Raw genomic sequence first — 23,974 nt, forward strand, 5'->3', positions numbered from 1 at the left:
GGAATCGTTTTTACCTAGGTAACGTATTCCAACCTTTAACAATTCATTTGTGTAGCAAAGCTACACAAGGTGCGACTGCCCGTCGCACATGAAAAGCGGCTCCTATGACTGTAGAGCCGCTTTAACATATTACTTATAATCTTTAAGTTTGTCGCCGATCATTTCACTTAACTGAAAGCCCTTTGTTTCTTCAGGAAGCTCGTAGTCGCTGTTTTGATCAGTTCTTTTTTCCTCTAATTCTTTCATGCTTAACGATAAGCGCTTTTCTTCTTCATTCGTCTCCAGGACCTTGACCTCTACTTCTTCCCCTTCTGTTAGTACTTCGTGTGGTGTACCAATATGTTTGTGGGAAATTTGCGAGATATGGACGAGTCCTTCAACTCCAGGCAACACTTCTACAAAAGCACCATAAGAAACAAGTCTTGTTACTTTTCCGGATAAAATAGACCCTTTTGGTGCACGTTCAGCGATATTTGTCCATGGCCCAGGCAGTGTTTCCTTTATAGACAAGGAGATTCGTTCGTTATCACGATCCACAGAAAGAACTTTTACTTGGACTGTATCTCCCTCTTGGATCACATCTGATGGCTTCTCAACATGCTGATGGGAAAGCTGAGAAATATGTACAAGTCCATCTACACCGCCAATATCAACAAAAGCGCCAAAATCAGTTATTCTTTGTACAGTTCCCTCAAGAACAGCTCCTACTTCAATCTGTTCTAACAGTTTTTTCTTTTGCTCATTTTTTTCATCTTCAATCACTGCCCGATGGGAAAGAATAAGTCGATTTTTCTCGCGGTCAATTTCAACAATTTTGAAAGTCAGCGTTTTTCCTTTATAATCTGTAAAATCTTCTACATAGTAATCTTCAACAAGTGAAGCTGGAACAAAGCCGCGAACACCTAAATCTACAACAAGCCCTCCTTTTACAACATCACTCACTTCCGCTTCAATGATGTCATTATTTTCGAAGTGCTTTTGCATTTTCTCCCAAGCATTTTCAGCATCAATTTTTCTTTTAGATACTACAAGCAATTCATCCTCGACTTTTGTCACAAGCAGCGACAAAATGTCTCCCTCACTCACAACATCTGATGCCTTTTCTACATGAAGACTGGAAAGCTCGCTAATTGGAAGGACACCATCCAGTTTACTATCCTTAATATCAACAAGTACTTGTTTTTCTTCTACTTTTGTTACAGTTCCTGTTACTTTGTCACCTTCAGAAAAAGTTTTTACTTCTACTTCATTCAATTCCTCTGACATATGTAACCCTCCTTCAGTCCAACGGCAAAAAACGTAGACAATCTTCTTTTTTCGACCAAATAATAAATCTGGTCACCTTCGTTTTTCAAACATGTGATTAAATATTCTTTCTATTAACTTCTAACAAAAAAATACATTTGTCAAGTAAAGTTTCTCTTTATTGATGATTTTTAATCAGATAGCTAATATTTTCCATAATCACGGCAGTCACTTTCTCAGCGGAGGCTTTGCTTTCTCTTAATTCTTCCATTTCTATTGGTTTTCCATAAATAACTTTTAATTTTTTAAAAGGGCGATAGGTGCCTACAATCGCACATGGGATCACTACTGCTTGTGTTTTTAAAGCAAAAAATCCAGCACCAGCAAGGCCCTTCCCGAGCTTGCCTGTCTTACTCCTCGTTCCTTCAGGAAAAAGGCCAAGAACCTGCCCTGATTTTAATAGATGGAGTGCTTTTCGGAATGCTTCGCGATCACTCATACCTCTTTTAACAGGAAATGCATTTAACTTTTTAAGTAGGAAACGCAGCAATGGCCGCTTAAATAACTCCTCTTTCGCCATAAAAGCAATGGGACGAGGAGCTGTTATCCCTACAACCGGCGGATCAAAATTATTAATGTGATTTGAACAAAGAAGCACACTGCCTTCTTTCGGAAAGTGCTCTAAACCAATAATCTCTATTCTAAATAAAGGCTTTAAAAGCATTCCGACCACTTTTTTTGCAAAGCCATAAAACGTCACCTAGTTTCGATCCTTTCTAATGCTAATTCAATTATTTCTTTTACAACTTGATCAATTGTTAATGCAGTTGAATCTAATTCAATAGCATCAACAGCCTTTTTAAGTGGAGAACATGCCCGTTCCGTATCCTTTTGATCTCTCATTTGAATTTCTTTTTCAATTGTCGCTAGTTCTGATGGAAAACCTCTATGCAAATTTTCATGATGGCGGCGTATTGCACGTTCTTTGACGCTGGCTTTTAGAAATATTTTTAATTCTGCATCAGGAATTACTTTAGTGCCAATATCTCTGCCATCCATTACAATTCCACCATTTATCGCCAATTTCCGTTGCCTTTCGACCATGTTTAAACGGATAGAACTGTGTTTTGCAACACTTGAAACAGCATTTGTTACATTAGCACTACGAATCTTTTCCGTAACATCTATCCCATCCATCTCAACCAATTGAATATTGTCTTCTGCCTTTAATAAAATCGTGGTTCTCTCCAACAGATTAGCTAAAGCAAGCTCATCTTCCACATTCACATTGTTTGTCAACGCTTTGTAGGTTAAGGCACGATACATCGCACCAGTATCAATATAAATATAAGAAAGCTGCTGCGCTACCTTTTTTGCAGCAGTACTTTTGCCAGCAGCTGCTGGTCCATCAATTGCAATCCGAATTTTCCTCTCCACATGCAACACCTATCTTCTATACTAATTTTGCAAATACCTCCCTCATATTTTAACATAAAAGAAGCTACAAATCAGGAAAGACCTTCTTTCCTTTCCACCTGCTTTATTTCATGTTTAGTATAGAAATCCTACATTTTTTATCGGCGTCATTTTTCAGTTCAAACAGAATCACTGTTATACTGCAACATATAGTAAATGAAATAGTTGTTCTGTTGTTAAATACGATCTAAAAAAACCGTTATTGATTATTTTTATCAATGACAAATGTGAACGTTATTTAACAATTTTTAAATTTTTATTGACAACGCTTTCAAATGATGCAGTTGGTGGTTTTTTATTAATGTTTCATGTGAAATTCCTTTTCTTGTTCTATCATATCTGTAAAGCCAATTAAAACTTCTTATAGCTTTATTTTTTGCAGTTCAGGAAAAAAATGATAATAATGAATGAATATTTGTACACATAATAGAATGATAAATTGAATTACAACGAGTTTGATGAGCCAACGTTCAATTGCTTTCACGACTATGCCTCCTCTCTACATTCTAGTTGTAGCTATATTATAGAGATGAAGCAGTGTTTTTATACTATTTCTTCAATAATCCTTTCTTCTTATAAGCCAGTTGTCGTTCAAAGCAGAAACGAGTAATATGACGTTCATCGTACTCTTCAACGTCAGAAAATTGCACAGATGCAAACGTCAAGTTATCTTTTTTCCATATTCTTTTCACTACAAATGGGAGCTGCAAATAATGAAAGCTGCCATCCTGCATTGGCAGAACAAAAATCCCCTCTCCAACTTCTTTTTCTTTGAGAAGAATCCCATCCGGCAGCAAAACTGCACATCCTCCTGCACTAAAGTTCTTTGAAATAGATGCGAATCTCAATTGAGATTGAGGAAAGGAGAGCGAGAGGTCGATTGCTGTTTCAATTCGAACAAATTGTCTTCGTTGAATTTTTTTCATTTCTTCTTTTCCTGGATTATGCAAGCACAACATGGGAATTTCTTTATTTGCTTTTCCTAATACTTCTGTATGAAACAAATAGAGATTGTTTTCCTCAATGATGACTTGAGCAGTTAATTTTGTGCTCGTCTTAAGAAGTTTTGTACGCTCAGTGATCATGTTTTTAGGAAGGTCAATCCAAATTGTGTCAGCATCTAGGTCTACAACTTTACATTTATAAGTATCTCCCTCTTTTTGATTTACATCTTCCAACAGAAGAACATGACCAATTTTTAACATTAGCAACACTTCCTATATCAATAATCATCCTTCACTTTCATTATGTCACGAATAATCCCCTCTTTCCATTTCTTTTTCTAGACACAACATAGTATGAATTTTTCGCTCTCGGTTGAGAAGCCTTAATAATGCCGATGATGTAGTTCAAGATGGTAAATCGAACCTGCCAATATTCCGTGTTCAAAAAAAAGCTTGTAGAGAATTCTCTACAAGCTAAAGGAACTAGACAATATCTTCGTAAATTGGTTCAGCATTTTGCATCTTTTCGACTTTTTCTTCCATCCCATCTTCTGCATTAATAAAAATCCGGTACGTATCATTGCCAAGAGTTCCTAAAAATTCGTAGCAAAGCACGTCCTCTTCAAGATCATTTGTAACGATTGCTAATCCATCTTCCATCACTTTTAGATTCGTATTTAAAAAGCCAGCTGCTTCTTCCCTAGAAATGCCGGGGTTCGTTATGTCACGCTTTTGATGGGTTTGTAAAAAATCAGCTGCGGCGAATCCGACTATTTGTCCATTATCCAAAGCAACCTTTATTTTGATCGCTTCTGGATAAATACGGATGTTATCTTGTGTCGTTACAAAAGTGAGCAGCCCAGTATGATCATATTGGACACTTTCTGAAAGCTCCATATCTTTAAATTTGTTGTCTTTTAGAAATCTTTCTGCTTTATTCACCGCATCATTTAAGCTGATTTTCGATTCAGAAACATCTCGTTGATCGATAAACCAAATCGGATGCCCGCCTTTTTTTGTCAGTTCCAGATTGGACTCATTTCCATTTCTATCGACCAGTGCAACTGAGTAAAAGCCATATTTTGCTCCCTTTCCATTACTTGTTACCTTTATATCATTTACATCTCTTTTTACATATTGCTTGGCAATGTCAGCTGCTTCTTCCTCTGTTATGTCTTTACCAGTAACATGTTCAAAGTTTTTATCCCGCTCTTTAAAATTTGAAAAAGTAGGATCGTTCATGTTTGATTCATCATAGCTTTCAACTGTTTTTTCGACAGTCTTAAATCCATCGATGATCGTATTGTCTTTCGCTTCATTTCCTGTTGCTAATGCCATCTCAACATCCATCCACCGCAAATTATTTTTCAATACCATATGCTGTACTTCTCTAAGATCACTCTGTAAATCGGCACTTTGTTTATATAAATTCGTAAGTGTCTTGTACTCATCTTTTGACAGTGGATCTTTTTCCAAGTCTCTTACGGCCGTCCGATAGCTGAAATTTCCTATTTTTGACAAAAATTCTTCTGTTTTATTAAACGGTAATAATGTGAGAGGAAGTTGTCCAACGTTAGATTGCGCTTCTGAAGTTACTCTCCATACATCAGCAAGCGCCGGCGACAACGATTTTCTAGAATTCATTGCCAATGTGGTTCCAATCTTATCATGCAGTACATTCATTTGATAGCTTAAATCATGGAATGCTCGTTGATACGTATTTTCAGCATTAATTAAGATCGCGTTTTTTTCTCGATGCTCCTGGTATCCCCAAAAAGCGGTTCCAATTATTCCAAGCGACAGGGCCGCAATGATTATTCCTCTTATCAATGTCGTTCACCTTCTTTATTCGATTTATTTACAAAAGATATGTTTGCCAATTCTTTTAATTTGAGGTCTGCCCCAAATCCATTTACTAGTTGCAGTATCGGGATTAAAATAATACAATGCATTTTGTGAAGGATCCCAGCCATTAATCGCATCCATTACAGCTTTTCGAGCTGTTTCATTTGGTGTCAGCCATATTTGCCCATCAGCTACAGCTGTAAAGGCCAATGGTTCAAAAATGACGCCAGAAACTGTATTAGGAAAGGTTGAACTATTCACTCGGTTTAAAATAACAGCTGCTACGGCTACCTGGCCTTCATAAGGTTCCCCTCTTGCTTCTCCATAAACTGCATTGGCCATTAATTTTATGTCGTTTTGTGAAAATCCATTAGGTACATTTGCAGCAGTCGGTTTAGTTTGTGTTTGTGTTTGTGTTCCTTTATTTCCTGCTTGTTGTTGAGTTTTTTTCGTCTGCTTTTGCTTCGGTTGATTTCCGTAAGTCGTAAAGCGTCTTCCCTTGCTTATTTGTTCTTTTACATATTTCTCATCATACTTCGTAGCACTGGTTAATTTCTTTTTTGTTTTCGGACCGACTAAACCATCAATCGGCAAACCGAACTCAGATTGAAAATTTCTTACTGCCCAATATGTCCCCCAGCCAAATACTCCATCAATTTTCCCATTATAGAACCCGATATATTGCAATCGTGCTTGCAATTCAATGACATCATCCCCAAAGGCACCCTTTTGCATGACCTGTTCGGAAAATGCATGAGCTGGTTGATTCATGAAGGGGGAAAATACAATTGTCATGCTGAGTAATAGCGAAAATAGTAATGTATATTTCGTATCATTCCTCATCTTACCTTGTCCTCCAAACATAGTTTAATGTTTACTGATAGCTTTTGTAGACTTCTGGCTTTTATACAAAAAAAAAACACTCCTTTTCTCTTTTGAAAGAAGTGTTTTTTATCTTTTTACTAGAATTTTTTCATAATGCTCGGCCGTCAGTACGTGAGCAGCTTTCACTTTTTTAAGGCCTAACCACCATAAAAATAGCATAAAAGGAATCATATAATAAAGCCATTTTTTTTCAGCCATTAAAATAAAGTCGTACAATCCATGTAATAAAAATGGAAGTAAAAAGGAGAAGAAGACCCATTTCTTTTTCTCACTTGTTAGAGAAAACTTGCCTTTTCCTAAATAATATCCCATAATAACACCGAATAAAGCATGGCTGGAAACTGGCAGCAAAGCTCTTCCAAGTGCAAACTCAATTCCATTTGCAAATAAATAAAGAATATTTTCTACTGTTGCAAATCCTAAGGAAACACTTGCACCATATACAATCCCATCATAAGGCTCATTAAAATGCTCATGCTGAAAAATGGTAAAATAAAGAATAAACCATTTAAAAAACTCCTCTAATAATGAAGTGCTAATAAAAGCATTGGATAATACGCCATCAAAAATTGCCTCTACTTTAAGTACATGTTGTACGAACATAATCGGGAACGTTAGTAGGGAACCAAATAAAAAAGTTTTAAAAACCGACAAAACCGGTTCCGTTTCATATTGATCACGCAAATAAAAATAACTCAAAAGCGCAAGACTAGGCGCTATACCCGCTGATAAAAGTACCAGCATAAACAGTCCTCTTTTCTTTCTATTTCCTTCATCGTATCATGGAAATACCCTATTGAAAATGATTGTTTCATTTTTTTTCAGGAAATGTAACAAAAGTACGAGGAGGATTCCTATGAAAAAAAAGATTTTCATTATCCATACAGGCGGAACAATTGCTATGACAGAGGATCAAAAAACAGGTGCAGTAGCCCCGAGAGATTATCATCCGCTGCTCTCGGAGACGGGAAGACTATCAGAACTAGCTCATGTTATTACTGAAGAACCTTTCCATTTGCCATCTCCTCATATCACACCAGTGGAAATGCTGCAGCTTAGAAATTTAATATGCGATGCAATAAAAACAAAAAAAATAGATGGCGTGGTGATCACACATGGAACAGATACACTAGAAGAAACAGCTTATTTTTTAGACTTAACGATTAAAACGGAGATTCCAATCGTCGTTACAGGGGCAATGAGATCAAATAACGAGATTGGTTCTGATGGTTTGTATAATCTGCTTGCCTCTACTAGAGTTGCTGCAAGCGATGAAGCGAAAGAGAAAGGAGTTCTTGTCGTCTTAAACGATGAAATTCACACAGCAATAAACGCAACTAAAACACATACAAGCAATGTTTCTACTTTTCAAAGTCCGCAATATGGACCTATTGGCATTGTGACGAAACGAGGTATTATTTTTCACCATTTACCTACAAAAAGAGCATTTTTTAATATACAAGATGTGTCAAAACGTGTTGCTTTGTTAAAGGTGCATGCTGGTATGGATGCTTCTTTGCTGTATGCAATTAAAGACTTGAAATATGATGGCGTTGTGATTGAAGCAATGGGACAAGGCAACATGCCTCCTGCTGTCATCCCAGGCCTGCAAGCTTTACTAGATGCTAAAATCCCAATCGTCCTCGTCTCCCGCTGCTTTAATGGTATTGCCCAAGACGTTTATGAGTATGAGGGCGGCGGAAAAAATTTAAAAGAGATGGGCATTATTTTTGCCAACGGTCTCAACGGACAAAAAGCAAGAATCAAACTTCTTATTGCGTTAGCAAAAACAACGGACTTACAAACACTAGACGCACTTTTTCAACAGTAGCTCATGTAGGGACAAGCGTTTAATGAGCCGAAAAACAATCTTTTTAAGTCAAATTAAAGCTAAGCTAGCAGAATGTCCAAATTTTGCCTGCCGCAAGTTCATATGCACATACCTGCATCCTCACGATGCAGGTATTTTAAACTGTTATTTTTCTCTTTCTGCAATCGCCTTTGCAACAAGCTGCCCATGAAAACGTCCATTTTCGATAAATATTTCGTTAGCATTGTTGCCAGCTGCAATGACACCACTAATAAAAAGCCCCTCGACATTTGTTTCCATCGTTTCTGGTTGAAAAAAAGGCCTGCCAGTTTCAGCATCAATGGAAACACCCATGTTTACAAGGAAACCATGGTCAGGATGGTATCCTGTCATAGCAAAAACAAAATCATTTTCAATCATATTTCTTTTATCTTTTACCATATAAGTAATTGTTTTTTCTTTTATTTCTATCACATTTGCCTCAAATTCCATTTTCACATGTTCATTTCTAACTAAAGAATCAAACTCTGGTAATATCCATGGCTTTATACTATTGGAATATTCCTTTCCACGATAAAGAACAGTAACACGCGCTCCCGCTTTGTGGAGTTCTATAGCTGCATCTACTGCTGAATTCTTGCCGCCTATTACTGCTACGTCCATGTCAAAAAACGGATGGCCTTCTTTAAAATAATGATAGACCTTGCCCAAATTTTCACCAGGAATATCTAAGTAGTTGGGCTGATCATAATAGCCCGTAGCAATCACCACATAAGTAGACTCGTATGTGCATTTTTCCGTTTGAATCATAAATCGCTTGTTTGGTTGCTTCGTCACTTTTTCTACCCGTTCGAATCGATTAATGCGAAGTTTTTTCCGTTTCGCCACTTCACGATAATATGTTAAAGCTTGATTTCGTTTTGGCTTTAAATTTTCTGTAATAAAAGCAACATCGCCAATTTCAAGCTTTTCACTAGAACTAAAAAATGTTTGATGTGTAGGATAATGAAAAATTGCATTCACAATGTTGCCTTTTTCAATGACCAAAGGATTTTTCCCAATTTTTTTTAGGGCAATCGCTGCCGCTAATCCACAAGGTCCGCCACCAATAATAATACAATCTTCTCTTTGCATGTTGTTCACTCCTCATTTTTCCACAACTCTATGATAGGAAATAATAAAAAGGAGTGCAATAAATACGACTGCTGCTTTTAAAGATACAGCTCACGAACATGCTTTTTAAGGTTGAAAATAATGAAGCAGCGAAAAAAGAGCCTGCTCCTTAAAGATAGTAGTGCCATATTCGTTTAGCATATGTGGAGAAATTAATGATCGCTCTCCATATTCCTCCCCAATCATTGATGCAACCTGATCATTTGTACTATAATCTTGCAGCCAAGTAAGAAAATAGTGATCATTGAAAAGAATTAAAGTGCAGTCTGGAATAGCATTTAGATGACGAAGTGTGTATGCTAAATGGAGAAGATCGTCTAAATGTACAAACGAAAAAACTCGCTGTATGTTGGACTTTTTAATTTTACCAGCTTCCTCCTTCTCCAAATCATGCTCATCTAAAGTAACAATTAATGTTAACTCCTCTGCAGTAAATGAGTAAATTTCAATTGCAACAGTGCCATTAATATGCAAATTATATCTTGCTTTCGCTTCCTCAAACATTTCATCGAAAAGCTCATCCCATATGAAAGTTTCCTTCCATAAATCATGATAGAGGAAGCCGCGCTTGGTCAATTCATCAAGCTTGATGGAGTATTTTATCTTATTCAGAGAGAGTCTCTCTAATTTCATTTATTTCGCCCTCCCAAGCAAAGCTGTTACCACCATATTATGAAACGAAAGAAAGATGGTTCATGAAAGCAAACACATTTAAGCTAGTGCTTTGCGGATTTTCAGCCAATTGGTTGGGAAGCTTTATATTTTAGTAAACGAACAATGAATTCATTACTTTTGATACATCAATCGCTAATTGTTAACAACTGTGTTTCAGGCTTTGCCCCCAATCGAAGCGGCACACCTGTTGTACCGTAGCCGTTAGAAATAAGCAATGTTGTATGATCCATAAAATGAAGAGCGCCTTTCTCATATGGACTATACCCAAATAGATGAATTTGTCCACCATGGGTATGTCCACTTAGAACGAGCGAAATGTTTGCTTCTTTATCAAATGAATGTACGATACTTGGATTATGACTAACCAAAATGCGAAAAGTACTGCCTTGAGCTGCTTCTAATGCTAAGTCGAGCTTTGGAGTACTTGCGGAAATATCATCGACTCCCAATAAAGCGATGCTTTCTGAGTCAGAAGCTTCGAGAATAACAGCACTGTTTCTTAATACTTTGACATGAAGTTCTTCAAACAGCGTTTGCAATCTATCTACCTCGATTTCATAATCATTGTTTCCCCACACAAAATAAATAGGGGCAACCTCATTTAATTTTTGCAGATTTTCTTTTATCCGTTTCAATGGAACACCCTTTTCCAACAAATCGCCTCCTATGATCACATAGTCAGCCCTTCCCTTTACCTGTTCAATAATGCTCGAATGGATGACACGTCGATGGATATCAGAAATAAAAAAAAGACGGAGCGCCTTCATATTTACCGGGAATTCGGCAAATCGTATGCTTTCTTCTACAACATTATTTTGAAATGCCTCATAAAGCATATATAACAAAAAACAGACTCCGCCCAATCCTATTATTAGCATAAAATAAATCATAAGTTCCTCCTAAAGCTGTTGATACAAAAAAGTCATTACATTAGGCAAGTAAACAAGAAATGTATAACTTGCCTAACCGTTTAGTGTACGAGCATCCAATCATTACAATAATTTTTGAACATCGTCTATATATTTTATCATTCATTTTTTACAAAAAAACAGAGAGCCCCAAAAATTTTAGGGCGCCCTTTTCTAATTACGACTAATCTTTGTGAATATCTAATATTCGGAATCCGTGCTGCTCTAATTTAGTAATAAATTTATCTAGGTTATCCGTTTTTTCTATTTTTAAGACGATTCGTCTAACTAGCTTATCTGTTTCATCAAAAGTAACTAATGATATAACGGATTCATGAAAGCTTTGAATAATATTCGCTAATCTTGCAAGACGGCCTTCACTTTCAATCGCCGTAAAAGCAATGCGAATTCCTGGCCGCAATGTTCCAAATGCACTTTGAAATTGTTCGATGACATCATATCTTGTGACGATCCCTAAAAAACGCTTTTTTTCATCTACTACAGCCAGTAATGGAAAAGATTTTAATTTTACTAATGTTTTCTCAAAAATTTCTTCTCCCTCTAAAATTTTATCTTGATGTGCGGCAATTTCTTTTACTTTTACCGTTTTTAAAAAAGTTTCTTTTGGCATTTCTTGAGTAAAATAATGAAAATAAATACCATAGCGTGTGATTGCACCGATATAAAGATCGTTTTCCAACACTGGCAGTCCATCTACTTTTGCTTCTTCCAAAAGTTCCAGTGCTTTCTCTACCGTATCTTCGCCATGAATAACATGGCATCGATGCTTAGGGATCATGAGACTTTTCACAAACATTTGACATCACCTCATCTTTTTTGTCTATATTATTTTATTTCGACAAATCCAATTAAAGTCCTGTCATTTTTGTCTATATAATGAGAAATGATTAAGTAGAAAAGCTACTACTAAGAAAACCGCCAATACAAGATGTATCAAATTGACATTACATTTACGATAAAGCCCTCTTATTCAAAAAGAAGTGAGCCTCCTCTATGCTAAAAGCTATAATGTGCAGAAATCGCCGATGCTTGTTTATTTCTATCAAACAATTCGTTAAAAAAGATACTCATGCTTTCCACGCTAACGCCATACAATATTGTGACACTTTTATGCACTGAGTGAAGGCTTGTGTCCATAATGAAAAAAGAAAGGAGGATTAGATTTGTTCACGCTTTATAAGCAGTATAAACCATATATTAGCCCTTTTGATCCTTGTCCCCCTATAAAAGTAAAAACATATTCAACCCCGCCTAATCTATACCTTGGCTTTCAGCCGCCTAATTTACCGCAGTTTTCACCAAGGGAAGCATTAAGAGCAGGAACATTATGGAAGGTTTTCTATGACCCGTACTATAGTCCATATGAAAAAGTGAGACCCGCAAATGAATAGGGAAATAAGCGCACGAGTATTGTCGTGCGCTTCTAAATGAGGCCGGCTTTTTTTGCAGCAAATGTGAAATAAAGTGATGCTTTGAGCAGTGCTGTTACACGTCTTGGAAAAGAAAATGACGTTGTCTTCGTGCAATGGATTGCAGTTCAATCTTTCTAGTAGTTTCGGACTAAAAATTTTAAAACGAATTTGTAGAGAGATGTCATTATTATTTTTTAAATATATTTCTTTATCACTTTAGTATATGCGCCATAAATAGTTAGCAAATAATCTATGATTAGTTTTATTACTTATTGTGTTAAAGCACCCGTTCGCTCAAATTCTTCATATAGTTAGTTAAATCTCTTGGGTGGAACCGTTCAATTTATATAGGAATTGGATAAAATCTGTTTAGTGAATGTGTGTATTCAATCTCCCCAATCGGATGTACACGTTGAAAAACTCTTGGAAAATTAGCACTTAAAGGAACTAACATTAATTGTTCTTTTTCTTTATATGAACGCTCATCGTTTACTCTGTTATCGAAATTAATAGTGAAATAGAATAAGTAAGGTGAAATCCAGTCATAGTAAGAAAAACCATCATGAAATAATTGCTTTATATCCACAGAACTCTTGTTACTTAAGGCTAATTCAACAGCATTTAAAGGTTCATTGTTTTTAAAAGGTACTACATTAAATTGTGGGTCAGCCATTATCCACTTATTCAATACAGGAATATAAATCTCTACAACAACATGACCTGCTCCATATTCCCTGGTTTCACAATCCTGCGTTTTTAATGATAATATTCTCGAACGTAGCCCCAACGCATTTAAACACCCGTTAAGAACCACCGCATACTCTACACACCTAAATTGTTCTCCTTTAGATACTTGCTCTAATATATGTAAAGGGTCAAATCTATTAGGTTCATTTTCACCATTATGCTCCCATAAACTATTTATCCAATTCATTACTACTTCCACTTTTGTTAAATCATTCATTTCATCACTAACCAAGTTCCTTAAATTATATCTATCCCGAAGTTCCTCAAGATATTGATGATTATAATCAAGCCATAAAAACTTATCATAAACCCTCAACCCATCTAAAGAAAAGGCAATCATATGAAATCCTCCTTATAAAATAATGGACAATTTACTAATTTCTTCTTGCTCAAGTAATTGTCTCAGTTGATTTAACCGTACTATAGTCCATATGAAAAAGCGAGACCCGCAAACGAATAATTAGAAAGAGCGCACGAGTATATCGTGTGCTCTAAAATAGTCCCATAAAGTAGATAAAAGTAAACAAGAACTAGAAATTACAACAATCAAAGAAATGTATCAATCCCATTGATGGAAATGGCGGACGGCTTTTTCAAATTAACTCTTTATCAAGCTCTACTAATAATTCACCGATTTTTCGATTGTGAATCACTATATCTGCCATACCATCCAGCTCAGTCGGTTCCATGTTGACAATCACAAGTGCCGCACCACTTTCTTTCGCCTGAATCGGGAAAAAGTTTGCTGGAGTGACAGAAAGCGAAGACCCTAAAACAATAAATAAATCAGCTTCAGCGCTTTCTCTTTCTGCAGCGAGGAATGGCTCTTCCGGCAGCATTTCTCCAAATAACACAATAGACGGTCGTACAAACCCGCCGCAATCACAACTTTTTCCTGCAATAAATTTACTTTTATCAAAGTCATTACCGCACTGATGACAATGACAACGGCGTAAGGTGCCATGCAGTTCGTAAACTGCTTTACTTCCTGCCTGGTGATGGAAGCCGTCTACATTTTGTGTAATAATCGATTTTATTTTCCCGTCTGCCTCCCATTTCGCTAAAATCTCATGTCCGATATGGGGCTGATATTGTTCGATGGCCTCAAGACGATTGCGATAAAAGTCGATAAATTCTTCACGATTATGCTCTAATGCATGAACACTCGCCAATTCTTCAGGGCTGAACTTTTTCCACATGCCGGTTGCAGAACGAAAATCAGGCAGCCCACTTTCTGTTGACATCCCAGCACCAGTAAATATAACTGGGTAACTTGCTTGCTCAAGTAATTGTCTCAGTTGATTGAACATTGTAACACCTACCTCCTTCAGATACCTACTCCTCCTGCGCGTAAGAACGCATGTATTTATTATTCTATCATAGCTAATAAAGTGAAACTTCCATGGGTAGGGGTTTTCTTTCATCTCCCACTCACTAGAAGTAGAACAAAGGCTAAGATCGCAAAGAACCTTCCTTTCCCTTAACCAGCTCGATCTTAAACTTGGAATTATGTATATTAGTTCAACAATATTCGGATTTATCAAATACTTGGATATCTTACTCAACTGAATTTAAGCACATTAATCCTTATAAAAGTTGTCCAGTTTTGTGTTGACATTCCATAGCGCCATCAGGTACTTTTATTTTGACTAGGGTAGTATCTTATCCCCTTCATCCTCAAAACCTGTAGCATCAGTTCTAAAATTCATGAGCCTCTGTTATTGCCTCGGTCAAGGTTTCCCTATCAGTAAAACAGTTAAAAACTGACTGTATAGACTCCATCCTCTGGCTGAAAAAGTGCATAAATATTTATGTATGGAATTTTATGTAATCTCCTTAACAATAAGCAGGAAGGATTCAATTAGAATGTTATCTTTCAAATTAAAGATTTTTTACAGATTCTTTCAAAATAATGTAATCAACATCAAGTAGCAAATCTGAAGATATAGCTTGGTCGTCAACAATTTTAATCAAAAGATTCTCTAAAAGTTCAATCTTAGATTTCAAGTTGTAAACTTCTTTATCCAAGCGTTCTACTTGATTTTTTAAGTAATTGAGGTCTTCTGTGTTTTCAACAGCCATTTTTAATACTCCTATCCATTTGCTCAAATTGGAGCAAAAATTTGAATGATTTCTGTTATTGCTTTAGCACCTATTCTTGTAGCTGAAGACCCAAGTGGCCCTTCCATAGCAGAATATAACTACTAATAGGAAATGAATCACCTGAAGAGATTATAACAAAGTCAATAATTGAGGTGCTAGTTTCAGATATATCAACTCAAAAGACAATTTTGCATGAGAATCACTCTCAAAATTCCTCGATTTACGTCTCTCTAAAAATTGACATGATGGACAAAATCATGACATACAATACATTAATGCCATCTTTTGCCTACCAGTCATTCGTTATCATTAAAAATAAAAAATAATGAAAGTACCCACATTATGGTTTTTGCTTTCATAAGATAACATATAAATACTTTCAACCTGTGCAGTAGAGAATCTGCAAGCGGTTGAATGTAAAGAGAGATACATTGATAACGATTATGGAAAGGAGGGAACGAAAACTTGAAGGCATTGCCGAAACATTACTATGTTTTGCTTGAAGAGCTGCAAGCTATTGACTTTGTAATCGTTGAATTAAATCTATACTTGGACACTCACCCTCACGATAAGCAAGCTATTCATCAATATAATGAGTCCGTAAAGGAGAGCAAGAGATTAAAAAAAGAATTCGAGAAACAGTTCGGACCATTGACAAGCTTTGGGTATAGCTATTCTAAACATCCGTGGGAATGGATCGAAACACCTTGGCCGTGGCAAGTTTGACATATGAAGTAGAAGTGTTTATACATTCTCCCCTCTTCGTATGAAGTCGGGAGCTATATCAGAAAAGATAGCTGATCAACAAAAGGGAGGTTTACTTTACCTATGTGGGTTTATCAAAAAAAATTGCAATATCCAGTCCGTGTCAGTACTTGCAATCCAATGTTAGCCAAGTTTCTCATTGAACAATATGGTGGTGCAGATGGGGAACTTGCTGCAGCATTAAGATACTTAAATCAACGCTATTCTATTCCCGACAAAATTATCGGGCTACTCACAGATATTGGAACAGAAGAATTGGCTCATCTTGAGATGATTGCAACAATGGTCTACAAATTGACGAAAGATGCGACACCAGAACAAATGAAAGAAGCAGGGCTCGGTGCCCATTATGCGAACCATGATAATGCGTTATTCTATGAAAATGCTGGTGGTGTACCTTTTACTGCTACCTATATTCAAGCGAAAGGAGATCCAATCGCCGACTTGTATGAAGACATTGCTGCAGAAGAAAAAGCCCGGGCTACTTATCAATGGCTTATTAATATGAGTGATGATACGGATTTAAATGATAGTCTTCGATTTTTGCGTGAACGTGAGATTATTCATTCGCAGCGATTTAGAGAAGCAGTGGAAATATTGAAGGATGAACGTGGTAAAAAGAAGGTATTCTAACATTAGAGTGATGATTTACGAATGCTACGTTCTTAGTTTAATATCTTCAGTTAATAAGATTATCCAAAATTCTAGCTTATGAGACTTTTTTACTAAATACAATAGAAAATAAAGAAAGCAATAAATATATCGAAGTTTCTCCAAAAAGTATAAAATCTGCAAAACTTTTGTGCCAGTTAATCAGAATCAATAAAATCACTGCATTTTCAAAAAAACTAGAGCAAATATTACCAAATACATGTAGACGTATTAATAAAGCAATATCCTTTCCCATCACATAAACAGGCCTATATGGATACTAGGCCGATTGGTTGCAATGACGTAGGTCAGAAATCCACGTCAGTGATCCCAAGTGATCGTTTAGAATGAGGAGGCTTGACGCAAAAAGCTTCCTCGCTAAATTTTGTTTTAATTTTAATTGTCTCAACTTGAATTCTCCATAAGGCATTTTAATATCCTAAAAATTTTTTACACTAAGCGATGATAAGTTGTTCCAAACCAGCAATCAAAAAATCACCGTAATTCATTACTAATTTGATCTCAAACATGTTCCATTGCTAATTTTATACCTTCCTCTTTAATTTTTTTTGTATTTGACCAGCAGCAAACAATGCCTCCTTGTCTTGATAAATATCGCCAGGTCTATTTCCATGTCCAATTATATAACCTTCAAAATGAATCCCCATAAAGTTAAATATATATTGAAACTGCTGAATTAATGGTAATCCCTTTATAGATGGTTCGTCTCCTCCCACTATAACTACATATGCTTTTTTGACCGACATTCTATTCTTAAAATCAGGATGTTGTGAGTCCCTCATTGTCTGTGACCAGCGATCAATAAAGTTCTTCAAAATTCCTGACATACCATACCAATAAATAGGAGTGGAAAACACAAGAATGTCGTGCGATAGAATACAATCAATAATTAAATTATAATCATCATTAATTTTCTGAAACCCAGCTTGATCATGACGCAGATCTTCAATGGGTTGAATTTCATAATTCTTTAAAAAAATTCTTTCTACGGCTAATCCTTGAATGGCTTGTTCAGTTAGAATCTCTGTATTGCCATTCTCACGAGTTCCTCCATAAATAACTGTTATTGTCATTATTATCATCCCTTTGTATTTTGTATTATTTCACCAAATATATATACTTACTATAAAATAAGTAAATTAATTAACTATAAAAGATATATAGTGCTTACTTGAATTTGATAGAAAATGATAGTGACATCTTATATTTAGATTTGTAGATTTTATAAGTGAGCAGATCCCTAGTGATTGAAAATCGCAAATGACTAGAGCATCATTTAGCTTTTTTCTTTTGGACTCAAATTCAGATAAAAAATAGATTATTTAGTACAACACTTACAATATGTTATAAATCAAATGACTAGTTGTAAGTTTTACAGTATAAAAATTTTCTTTTTTTAAAAATTTGTTACTCAATTACTTGTAGCTTATAATGAACTCATTAATTAATAAAGAAGATTATTTCGATTGAATAAATCGAAAATAACTATTTAGGGGTGAAAACATTGGAGATAAAACAATTGATTACCTTTAAAACTGCTGGAGATAATCTTAATTTCACTAAAACTGCTAAAATGTTGAATTTTGCCCAATCGAGTGTAACAGCCCAAATAAAATCTTTGGAAAATGAACTTGGCGTACCATTATTTGAACGTTTAGGAAAGCGTTTAATTCTAACAGATGCTGGACGGCAGTTTAAATTATATGCTGATAGAATGATTACGCTGGCTGAAGAAGCTAAAATGGTAGTAAATAAGAGTGAAGAATTAGTAGGGACCCTAAGGATTGGAGCTCAGGAAAGCCAATGTACCTACCGGCTCCCCTCTATTTTAAAAAAATTTAAGGAAAAATTCCCTTATGTTAAGCTTATATTTAAGCCGGCTCATTCTGATGAAATAGCTAGAGAGCAACTACTAAAGGGAATACTTGATATTGCGTTTATTACAGATACATCACGACCAGGAAACTCTTTAGCAATAGAATCTCTTATTCAAGAACAAATAAAAATGGTCGCTTCTCCGGATCATCCCTTACTAACTAAATCTGAAGTTTGTCCTAAAGACCTTGAACATGAAACATTTTTACTTACAGAAACTGGATGTTCCTATCGCATTTTATTGGAAGAATCCTTTCGTTCAGCCGGGGTTTTCCCAATAAATCAATTAGAGTTTGTTAGTATAGAAGCTATCAAACAATGTGTGATAGCGGGACTAGGTATATCTATATTACCATCGATGGTAGTAGATAAAGATATTAAGATAGGAAGAATGAAAGAACTGCCATGGAAGAACTTCACGTCTCCAATTTTTACTCAAATTGCTTGGCATAAAGATAAATGGATGTCTCCTCCTTTACAGGCCTTTATTGAGTTAACTTGTAAAACATATAAAGAAGATTATATTTCTGAATATACTGGACAATAATTATTTGAAGAGACATTAAACCAAATGAGCGGTTCAACTTTTTTAATAAACTCAAATATAAATCCACAATACTTTGGGAAAATTCACTTATTGGAAAGTTGCTCTTTTTTCATATGCATCTTCTTTAATGCCATTAAATATAAAGTGAGGCATCCATCAGTGGGGTTCTTCTATTCCCCTACCGGATAAGAATTGAACAGATCTCTTAGCAAACCATGATAATGCATTATTTTATGAAAACATTGAGATATACCTTTTACTGCTACTTATATTCAAGCAAAAGGAGACCCGATCGCTTACTTATATGAAGACATCGCTGCAGAAGAAAAAGCCCGGGCTACTTATCAATGGCTTATTAAAATGAGTGATGATGAATAGTCTTCAATTAATTCATTCGCAGCGCTTTCGAGAAGCAGTGGAAATATTGAAGGAAGGTATTTTAATGCCGCGAGTACAATGCAAATCACTACAGCAATAGATTGTTGTAGTGTTTTTTACGTTCATGAATGGAAAATGAAGGGGTAGCGTCAGGAAAGACACGTTTCCAGCGCTACAAAGATTGTTAGGACAGCTACCTTTTTCAATTAAGTAGGATAAATTGTTCTAACAAATGAAACTTGCTTAAACTGAGTTTGTCAGAGAAACATCTGATACTCATATAACCATGATGGTTGTCTCAGAGATTATTTAAATAGATTGATGCTTGTAATAATAATCGGCATGGCAAAAACGTCAATTAAAAACGCACCAACAATTGGAACGATTAAAAATGCTTTTTGCGATGGCCCGAACTTGCGTGTAATAGCATCCATATTTGCGATAGCGTTAGGTGTTGCACCAAGACCATGGCCTGTAAATCCACCGACCATAACAGCCGCATCGTAATCTCTTCCAAACAGGTGGAACAAGACAAAAATACCTAGTAATATGATAAAAATGACTTGAATAATAAGGATAATTAACATTGGAAGTGCTAAATCTACTACTTCCCATAGTTGGATGCTCATTAACGCCATTGATAGGAATATGCCTAGTGTGATATCGCCAATTAGATTAATCTGTTTCATATTAATCGTTTCTTTATTAAAACGATCAATAACATTTCTTACAATTACGGCAACAAACATTGCCCCTACGTATCCAGGCAATACAAAACCGGTCGCACTCGAAAATAATTGTCCTAAATAAGTACCAAAAGCCATACATAATGTAATAATAAATACTTGTACCATGAATTTTTGCGAACTCCATGAAGTATTTGAATCATCAGGTACATTCGTTGTAGACTCCTTCACTGTTTCATTTGGCTTTAAATCATGTTTAGAAATTAAATATCGAACAACAGGCCCCCCGACTAAACCGCCGGAAATCAATCCGAATGTAGCAGCTGCTAAGCCGATGGAAAGAGCGGAATTGACACCAAGTTCCTCTATCGTTCCGCCAAAAGCCGTTGCAGCACCATGGCCGCCTTCCATTGATACCGCACCGACCATAATTCCTAGTAAAGGATCGATATGAAAGAATTTTGCTAATGAAATACCAATCACGTTCTGCGCCAGTGCTAGAAATCCACAAGCTAACCAATAAATAACAAGAAGCTTCCCACCCAGTTTAATTAATCGAAAGCTTGCACCAAGCCCTACAGTAGTAAAAAAAGTAAGCATGAATAAGCTTTGCAAAGACGTATCCAGTTGAATTTCAACAATTTCAAATCCTTTTAAAGCAGTAACAATGACAGCGAATATTAATCCACCTGCAACCGGAGCCGGAATACAAAATTTATTTAAAAAAGGAACTTTATGAATAATGAAACTGCCTAACATTAAAGTAGCTGCAGCAAGAAAAATTGTCGTAACCTGATCAAACGCTAAGGTCATTCTTATCCTCCATTCATTGTCTTAGATTCATGATGAAAATGGGCGATCACTTCTGCTAAAAAATATGCTGCAAGTGTAATCGTTTTCCTATCTTTGTCTAGCAGCGGATTTACTTCAGATATATCAAAACTTAATGTTGTTGGATGAGAAATGATATGCTGCAATAAGGCACGTACAACTTTTGGATCCAATCCGAACGGTGAAGGTGCACTTACACCTGGGGCGGCGCTTGCGGAAAGAACATCCATACAAAGGGTTAATAATATATGGTCATGTCGACTAATAAAATCATCTATCCTCGAAAATGTTACGTCCATTTTATCATATGTGAGATTCTCTTCTTTTATATACGTACATCCGTATTGATGTGCTGTTTCAAATAATGATTTTGTATTTCCAAAAGTTTGAATTCCAACGCAAAGATATCCGCAATGTGGATCACAATCCAAAATTTGTTTAAACATCGTTCCCGAAGAAGTCTGTTGATCATAAGGCCTCATATCAAAATGAGCATCAATATTAATAATTCCCAACGACTTTTCTGCACCAATTGTTTCTCTTACTCCTAAATAATGGCCATATAACGTTTCATGCCCGCCCCCAATAATAATAGGAGTTATCTGTTGTTTTAGAACATAAGAGACAGCTTTCCCCAACTCTTCTTGCGCCTTTTCTAGCTGCTCCCCTTCACAAGCAATATTCCCAACGTCTATCACGTCTGTTTGTTCTGAATATGTCCACGGTAGTTTGCCTAAAGCACTTTTTACTTCGGAAGGTGCTTTAGCAGCGCCTATGCGTCCCTTATTTCTTTTAACGCCTTCATCACATTCAAATCCGATAAGTGCAAATGTTTTATGATTAGCTTCACTTAACTGTTGCATTTTTTTCACTTGTACTTTTTGATGAAAACGAAAACTTGATAAATCTGTTTCGCTATCTATCCGGCCTGTCCATAATTCTTTATTTGGATGTATATACATTACTCTTTCCCCCTTTTTCACTATTAAGCAGTTGTTTTGTCTTTCAAAAAAATTATATATCGTTTATTCTATCATTACTAATATTAAAACAGAATATATTTATAGTTTAAAGCTATAGATGATTTTATTGGAAAGGGACAGTTAACCATGGATTTTCGTCAATTACGCTATTTCACTACGATTATTGAAAAGAAATCATATACAAAAGCGGCGAGAACGCTTCATATTTCCCAGCCTTCATTAAGTAATATGATAAAAAAATTAGAGAAAGAAGTAGGATTTCAACTTTTAGAACGAAGTACGAGAGAGTTAAACCTTACAGAATCGGGTGCGATTTTATATCAACGCGCAGTCGAACTTTTAAACCAGTTGGATCATGTTAAAAGAGAACTAGAAGACGTAAAAAAACAGGAGCTGGAAATATCTCAATAGGTTTAATTGAGTCAACAAAAAATTGGCTTCCAAAAGTAATAAAAACATTTAAAAAACCATATCCTAATGTGCACATACAACTAAACGAAATTTTAGGCAAGGAAAAAATCTATCAGTCTTTAAAAAATTATGATATTCACTTTGCTATTACAAATCAATTTATAGAAAGTCCAAATATAATCATATATCCAATTTATAAAGAGAGTTTAGTGCTCGTTACAAGTAACAATCATCCATTGAACAATAAAGAAAAAATTGAATTAAGCGACTTAGTAAAACAGCCTTTCATTATTAGCAAACCTGGCTTTCAAACAAGAGAAGACATCCTAAATGCTTTTTCGCTTGAAGGCCTTAGACCGACTATTCATTATGAGATAGAAAGATTTGAAACTGCGTGCAGTTTAGTTGGGGAAGGTTTGGGAATTACTATTTTGCCGGAGAGTTATCTTAAATATTCTTCTGAAAACAAGCTTCACATACAACATATCAATAATCCTGCACTTACACGTAGTGTATATTTGGCTTATTTTAAGGATCGTTACCAACCTCCTATTGTCTATGATCTCTGCGATCGCATTCGACATTTTTTTGATAGTTAAAAGGATAGTTTGGCCGTTAGCAAACTTTTTATTAAAAAGGGGATATAGAAGAAAAAATAAGTGAATAGATGCACTTATTTTTTCCAACCTCTTACTTTAAGGAGCCAGTCGTTACATTTCAGCTAGGCAATCGATGCAGATCAAAATTGATTCCACTAAATCACGATGAGACCAGCTAGGGATTTTCCCATGTCTCAAGGCGAGCTCATGTGAAGCAGGAATATGAATAAATCCAGACGGAATTTGTTTTGAACTTTTTCGGATTTCATTTAACATTTGATACATGATGTTGTTGCACAGATAGGTGCCGGCTGTATTCGATATCTCGGCAGGATAACCAGCTTCCTGTAATTTTGCTGTTATTTCACGTATTGGAAGCGTAGAAAATAGCCCATCTGGTCCATTTTCATCAATTTTCTCTCCTTGTGGTTTATTTCCTCTGTTGTCGCCTGCGCCATCATTGCAATTGATTGCGATTCGTTCAGGCGTTATTTTATATCTCCCTCCCGCAAGACCTAGTGAAATAACAGCATCAGGCTTTTCTTCTCGAAAATATTTTAATAGCTGCCGGCCTGATTGCTGAAAATCTACTGTTAATATTTTGCCAACAATATTTATATGATTTCTTTTTGTCCCGTCCAGTGCTTGTACAATTTTCTCTGTTGGATTAACAGGATAATCTAAAAATGGTTCAAATCCAGTTAGAAGCAGTTTCTTCATCCTTATTTCTTTCCTTTCTATTGTTCAGTCTTGACAAAAGCAACTGCTGCAAAACAATATACGCTCTTGTTGCAGCTATTTCTATTATATCTAAATAAATAAGCTTTGGATAAAAAGATGACATCCCGTTGCCAAAACCTTATAAAACTCTATAAGAAATTGTTTGCTTCCCTGTTCTACGTGTCCGATTTTGCCGAAGCTACTCTCGTTTGGTGTAACACTCCGAGGGCGTAAATTCCGATGCAACGAATCGTACATATTAG

At 35.8% G+C, this 23,974-nt stretch carries 26 protein-coding genes and 1 pseudogene; 8 read left to right on the forward strand and 19 right to left on the reverse strand.

All coding sequences use genetic code 11. From position 1 onward, the window contains the following. Positions 1–129 precede the first annotated feature (129 nt). From rpsA to prsW, 8 genes are all read right to left on the reverse strand, one after another. The gene (gene rpsA, locus J2S08_RS21260; RefSeq protein ID WP_307233169.1) at positions 130–1,266 is read right to left on the reverse strand and encodes a 30S ribosomal protein S1; all 1,137 of its coding nucleotides are present in this window, start codon (positions 1,264–1,266) and stop codon (positions 130–132) included. 157 nt (positions 1,267–1,423) lie between these two features. Next, complete coding sequence (locus J2S08_RS21265; protein ID WP_307233171.1) at positions 1,424–2,005, reverse strand: lysophospholipid acyltransferase family protein; 582 nt, start codon at positions 2,003–2,005, stop codon at positions 1,424–1,426. Beyond that, on the reverse strand, positions 2,002–2,682 hold the full coding sequence (gene cmk / locus J2S08_RS21270; protein ID WP_307233172.1) for a (d)CMP kinase: 681 nt from the start codon (positions 2,680–2,682) through the stop codon (positions 2,002–2,004). The genes J2S08_RS21265 and cmk overlap by 4 nt, the downstream gene beginning before the upstream one ends. 400 nt (positions 2,683–3,082) lie before the next feature. After that, the gene (locus tag J2S08_RS21275) at positions 3,083–3,205 is read right to left on the reverse strand and encodes a DUF5359 family protein (RefSeq protein WP_307233174.1); all 123 of its coding nucleotides are present in this window, start codon (positions 3,203–3,205) and stop codon (positions 3,083–3,085) included. A 64-nt stretch (positions 3,206–3,269) separates the two neighbouring features. Then, positions 3,270–3,926, reverse strand: coding sequence for a flagellar brake protein (locus J2S08_RS21280; RefSeq protein WP_307233176.1), 657 nt, complete (start codon positions 3,924–3,926; stop codon positions 3,270–3,272). A 222-nt stretch (positions 3,927–4,148) separates the two neighbouring features. Further along, positions 4,149–5,495 carry a germination protein YpeB gene (gene ypeB, locus J2S08_RS21285; RefSeq protein WP_307233178.1) on the reverse strand — a complete coding sequence of 449 codons (1,347 nt, stop codon included), beginning with the start codon at positions 5,493–5,495 and terminating at the stop codon, positions 4,149–4,151. A gap of 24 nt (positions 5,496–5,519) precedes the next feature. After that, on the reverse strand, positions 5,520–6,353 hold the full coding sequence (gene sleB / locus J2S08_RS21290) for a spore cortex-lytic enzyme (RefSeq protein WP_370875737.1): 834 nt from the start codon (positions 6,351–6,353) through the stop codon (positions 5,520–5,522). Positions 6,354–6,461: 108 nt separating this feature from the next. Then, on the reverse strand, positions 6,462–7,139 hold the full coding sequence (gene prsW / locus J2S08_RS21295; RefSeq protein WP_307233180.1) for a glutamic-type intramembrane protease PrsW: 678 nt from the start codon (positions 7,137–7,139) through the stop codon (positions 6,462–6,464). Positions 7,140–7,251: 112 nt separating this feature from the next. Between prsW and J2S08_RS21300 the strand changes: the two genes are divergently transcribed. After that, positions 7,252–8,226 carry an asparaginase gene (locus J2S08_RS21300; protein WP_307233182.1) on the forward strand — a complete coding sequence of 325 codons (975 nt, stop codon included), beginning with the start codon at positions 7,252–7,254 and terminating at the stop codon, positions 8,224–8,226. 144 nt (positions 8,227–8,370) lie between these two features. On the opposite strand, the gene J2S08_RS21305 is transcribed toward J2S08_RS21300, so the two are convergent. The 4 genes from J2S08_RS21305 to J2S08_RS21320 all read right to left on the reverse strand — a co-directional run bounded on the left by J2S08_RS21305 (position 8,371) and on the right by J2S08_RS21320 (position 11,778). Continuing rightward, on the reverse strand, positions 8,371–9,339 hold the full coding sequence (locus J2S08_RS21305; RefSeq protein ID WP_307233183.1) for a YpdA family putative bacillithiol disulfide reductase: 969 nt from the start codon (positions 9,337–9,339) through the stop codon (positions 8,371–8,373). 105 nt (positions 9,340–9,444) lie between these two features. After that, positions 9,445–10,011, reverse strand: coding sequence for an adaptor protein MecA (locus tag J2S08_RS21310; RefSeq protein ID WP_307233185.1), 567 nt, complete (start codon positions 10,009–10,011; stop codon positions 9,445–9,447). Between the two features lie 167 nt (positions 10,012–10,178). Beyond that, positions 10,179–10,943 carry a metallophosphoesterase gene (locus J2S08_RS21315; RefSeq protein WP_307233187.1) on the reverse strand — a complete coding sequence of 255 codons (765 nt, stop codon included), beginning with the start codon at positions 10,941–10,943 and terminating at the stop codon, positions 10,179–10,181. Between the two features lie 202 nt (positions 10,944–11,145). Continuing rightward, positions 11,146–11,778 (reverse strand): CBS domain-containing protein, encoded by a 633-nt coding sequence (locus J2S08_RS21320; protein WP_307233189.1) that lies wholly within the window; start codon positions 11,776–11,778, stop codon positions 11,146–11,148. 367 nt (positions 11,779–12,145) lie between these two features. On the opposite strand from J2S08_RS21320, the gene J2S08_RS21325 reads away from it, so the two are divergent. Further along, complete coding sequence (locus J2S08_RS21325) at positions 12,146–12,373, forward strand: spore coat associated protein CotJA (RefSeq protein ID WP_307233191.1); 228 nt, start codon at positions 12,146–12,148, stop codon at positions 12,371–12,373. A 364-nt stretch (positions 12,374–12,737) separates the two neighbouring features. Here J2S08_RS21325 and J2S08_RS21330 read toward each other — a convergent pair whose 3' ends face one another. The 3 genes from J2S08_RS21330 to J2S08_RS21340 all read right to left on the reverse strand — a co-directional run bounded on the left by J2S08_RS21330 (position 12,738) and on the right by J2S08_RS21340 (position 15,223). After that, positions 12,738–13,481, reverse strand: coding sequence for a transglutaminase-like domain-containing protein (locus J2S08_RS21330; RefSeq protein ID WP_307233193.1), 744 nt, complete (start codon positions 13,479–13,481; stop codon positions 12,738–12,740). Positions 13,482–13,734: 253 nt separating this feature from the next. After that, a complete protein-coding gene (locus tag J2S08_RS21335) occupies positions 13,735–14,451 on the reverse strand; it encodes an NAD-dependent deacylase (RefSeq protein ID WP_307233195.1) in 717 nt (238 codons plus the stop codon). A gap of 571 nt (positions 14,452–15,022) precedes the next feature. Beyond that, on the reverse strand, positions 15,023–15,223 hold the full coding sequence (locus J2S08_RS21340) for a hypothetical protein (protein WP_307233197.1): 201 nt from the start codon (positions 15,221–15,223) through the stop codon (positions 15,023–15,025). 486 nt (positions 15,224–15,709) lie between these two features. Between J2S08_RS21340 and J2S08_RS21345 the strand changes: the two genes are divergently transcribed. Continuing rightward, complete coding sequence (locus tag J2S08_RS21345) at positions 15,710–15,970, forward strand: spore coat protein CotJB (protein ID WP_307233198.1); 261 nt, start codon at positions 15,710–15,712, stop codon at positions 15,968–15,970. A 102-nt stretch (positions 15,971–16,072) separates the two neighbouring features. Next, the gene (locus tag J2S08_RS21350) at positions 16,073–16,642 is read left to right on the forward strand and encodes a manganese catalase family protein (protein WP_307233200.1); all 570 of its coding nucleotides are present in this window, start codon (positions 16,073–16,075) and stop codon (positions 16,640–16,642) included. A 563-nt stretch (positions 16,643–17,205) separates the two neighbouring features. Here J2S08_RS21350 and J2S08_RS21355 read toward each other — a convergent pair. Then, the gene (locus tag J2S08_RS21355; RefSeq protein WP_307233202.1) at positions 17,206–17,754 is read right to left on the reverse strand and encodes a flavodoxin family protein; all 549 of its coding nucleotides are present in this window, start codon (positions 17,752–17,754) and stop codon (positions 17,206–17,208) included. 431 nt (positions 17,755–18,185) lie between these two features. Here J2S08_RS21355 and J2S08_RS21360 point away from each other — a divergent pair, with 431 nt between their 5' ends. Both J2S08_RS21360 and J2S08_RS21365 read left to right on the forward strand, forming a co-directional pair. Next, on the forward strand, positions 18,186–19,103 hold the full coding sequence (locus tag J2S08_RS21360) for a LysR family transcriptional regulator (RefSeq protein WP_307233204.1): 918 nt from the start codon (positions 18,186–18,188) through the stop codon (positions 19,101–19,103). 208 nt (positions 19,104–19,311) lie between these two features. Next, positions 19,312–19,581 (forward strand): annotated as a pseudogene (locus J2S08_RS21365) (manganese catalase family protein); the annotation flags it as partial. Between the two features lie 205 nt (positions 19,582–19,786). Here J2S08_RS21365 and gltS read toward each other — a convergent pair. Both gltS and hutG read right to left on the reverse strand, forming a co-directional pair. Then, positions 19,787–20,980 (reverse strand): sodium/glutamate symporter, encoded by a 1,194-nt coding sequence (gltS, locus tag J2S08_RS21370; protein WP_307233205.1) that lies wholly within the window; start codon positions 20,978–20,980, stop codon positions 19,787–19,789. Positions 20,981–20,982: 2 nt separating this feature from the next. Continuing rightward, a complete protein-coding gene (gene hutG, locus J2S08_RS21375) occupies positions 20,983–21,960 on the reverse strand; it encodes a formimidoylglutamase (RefSeq protein WP_307233207.1) in 978 nt (325 codons plus the stop codon). A 147-nt stretch (positions 21,961–22,107) separates the two neighbouring features. Here hutG and J2S08_RS21380 point away from each other — a divergent pair, with 147 nt between their 5' ends. Together J2S08_RS21380 and J2S08_RS21385 are read left to right on the forward strand one after the other, a co-directional pair. Beyond that, positions 22,108–22,392, forward strand: a complete 285-nt coding sequence (locus J2S08_RS21380; protein WP_307233209.1) for a LysR family transcriptional regulator — start codon at positions 22,108–22,110, stop codon at positions 22,390–22,392. Between the two features lie 38 nt (positions 22,393–22,430). Further along, positions 22,431–22,991 carry a LysR family transcriptional regulator substrate-binding protein gene (locus J2S08_RS21385; protein ID WP_307233215.1) on the forward strand — a complete coding sequence of 187 codons (561 nt, stop codon included), beginning with the start codon at positions 22,431–22,433 and terminating at the stop codon, positions 22,989–22,991. A gap of 111 nt (positions 22,992–23,102) precedes the next feature. On the opposite strand, the gene J2S08_RS21390 is transcribed toward J2S08_RS21385, so the two are convergent. Further along, positions 23,103–23,711 (reverse strand): pyroglutamyl-peptidase I, encoded by a 609-nt coding sequence (locus J2S08_RS21390; protein WP_307233211.1) that lies wholly within the window; start codon positions 23,709–23,711, stop codon positions 23,103–23,105. Positions 23,712–23,974 lie beyond the last annotated feature (263 nt).

Source organism: Bacillus chungangensis (assembly GCF_030812995.1).
Lineage (GTDB): Bacteria > Bacillota > Bacilli > Bacillales > Bacillaceae_C > Bacillus_CF > Bacillus_CF chungangensis.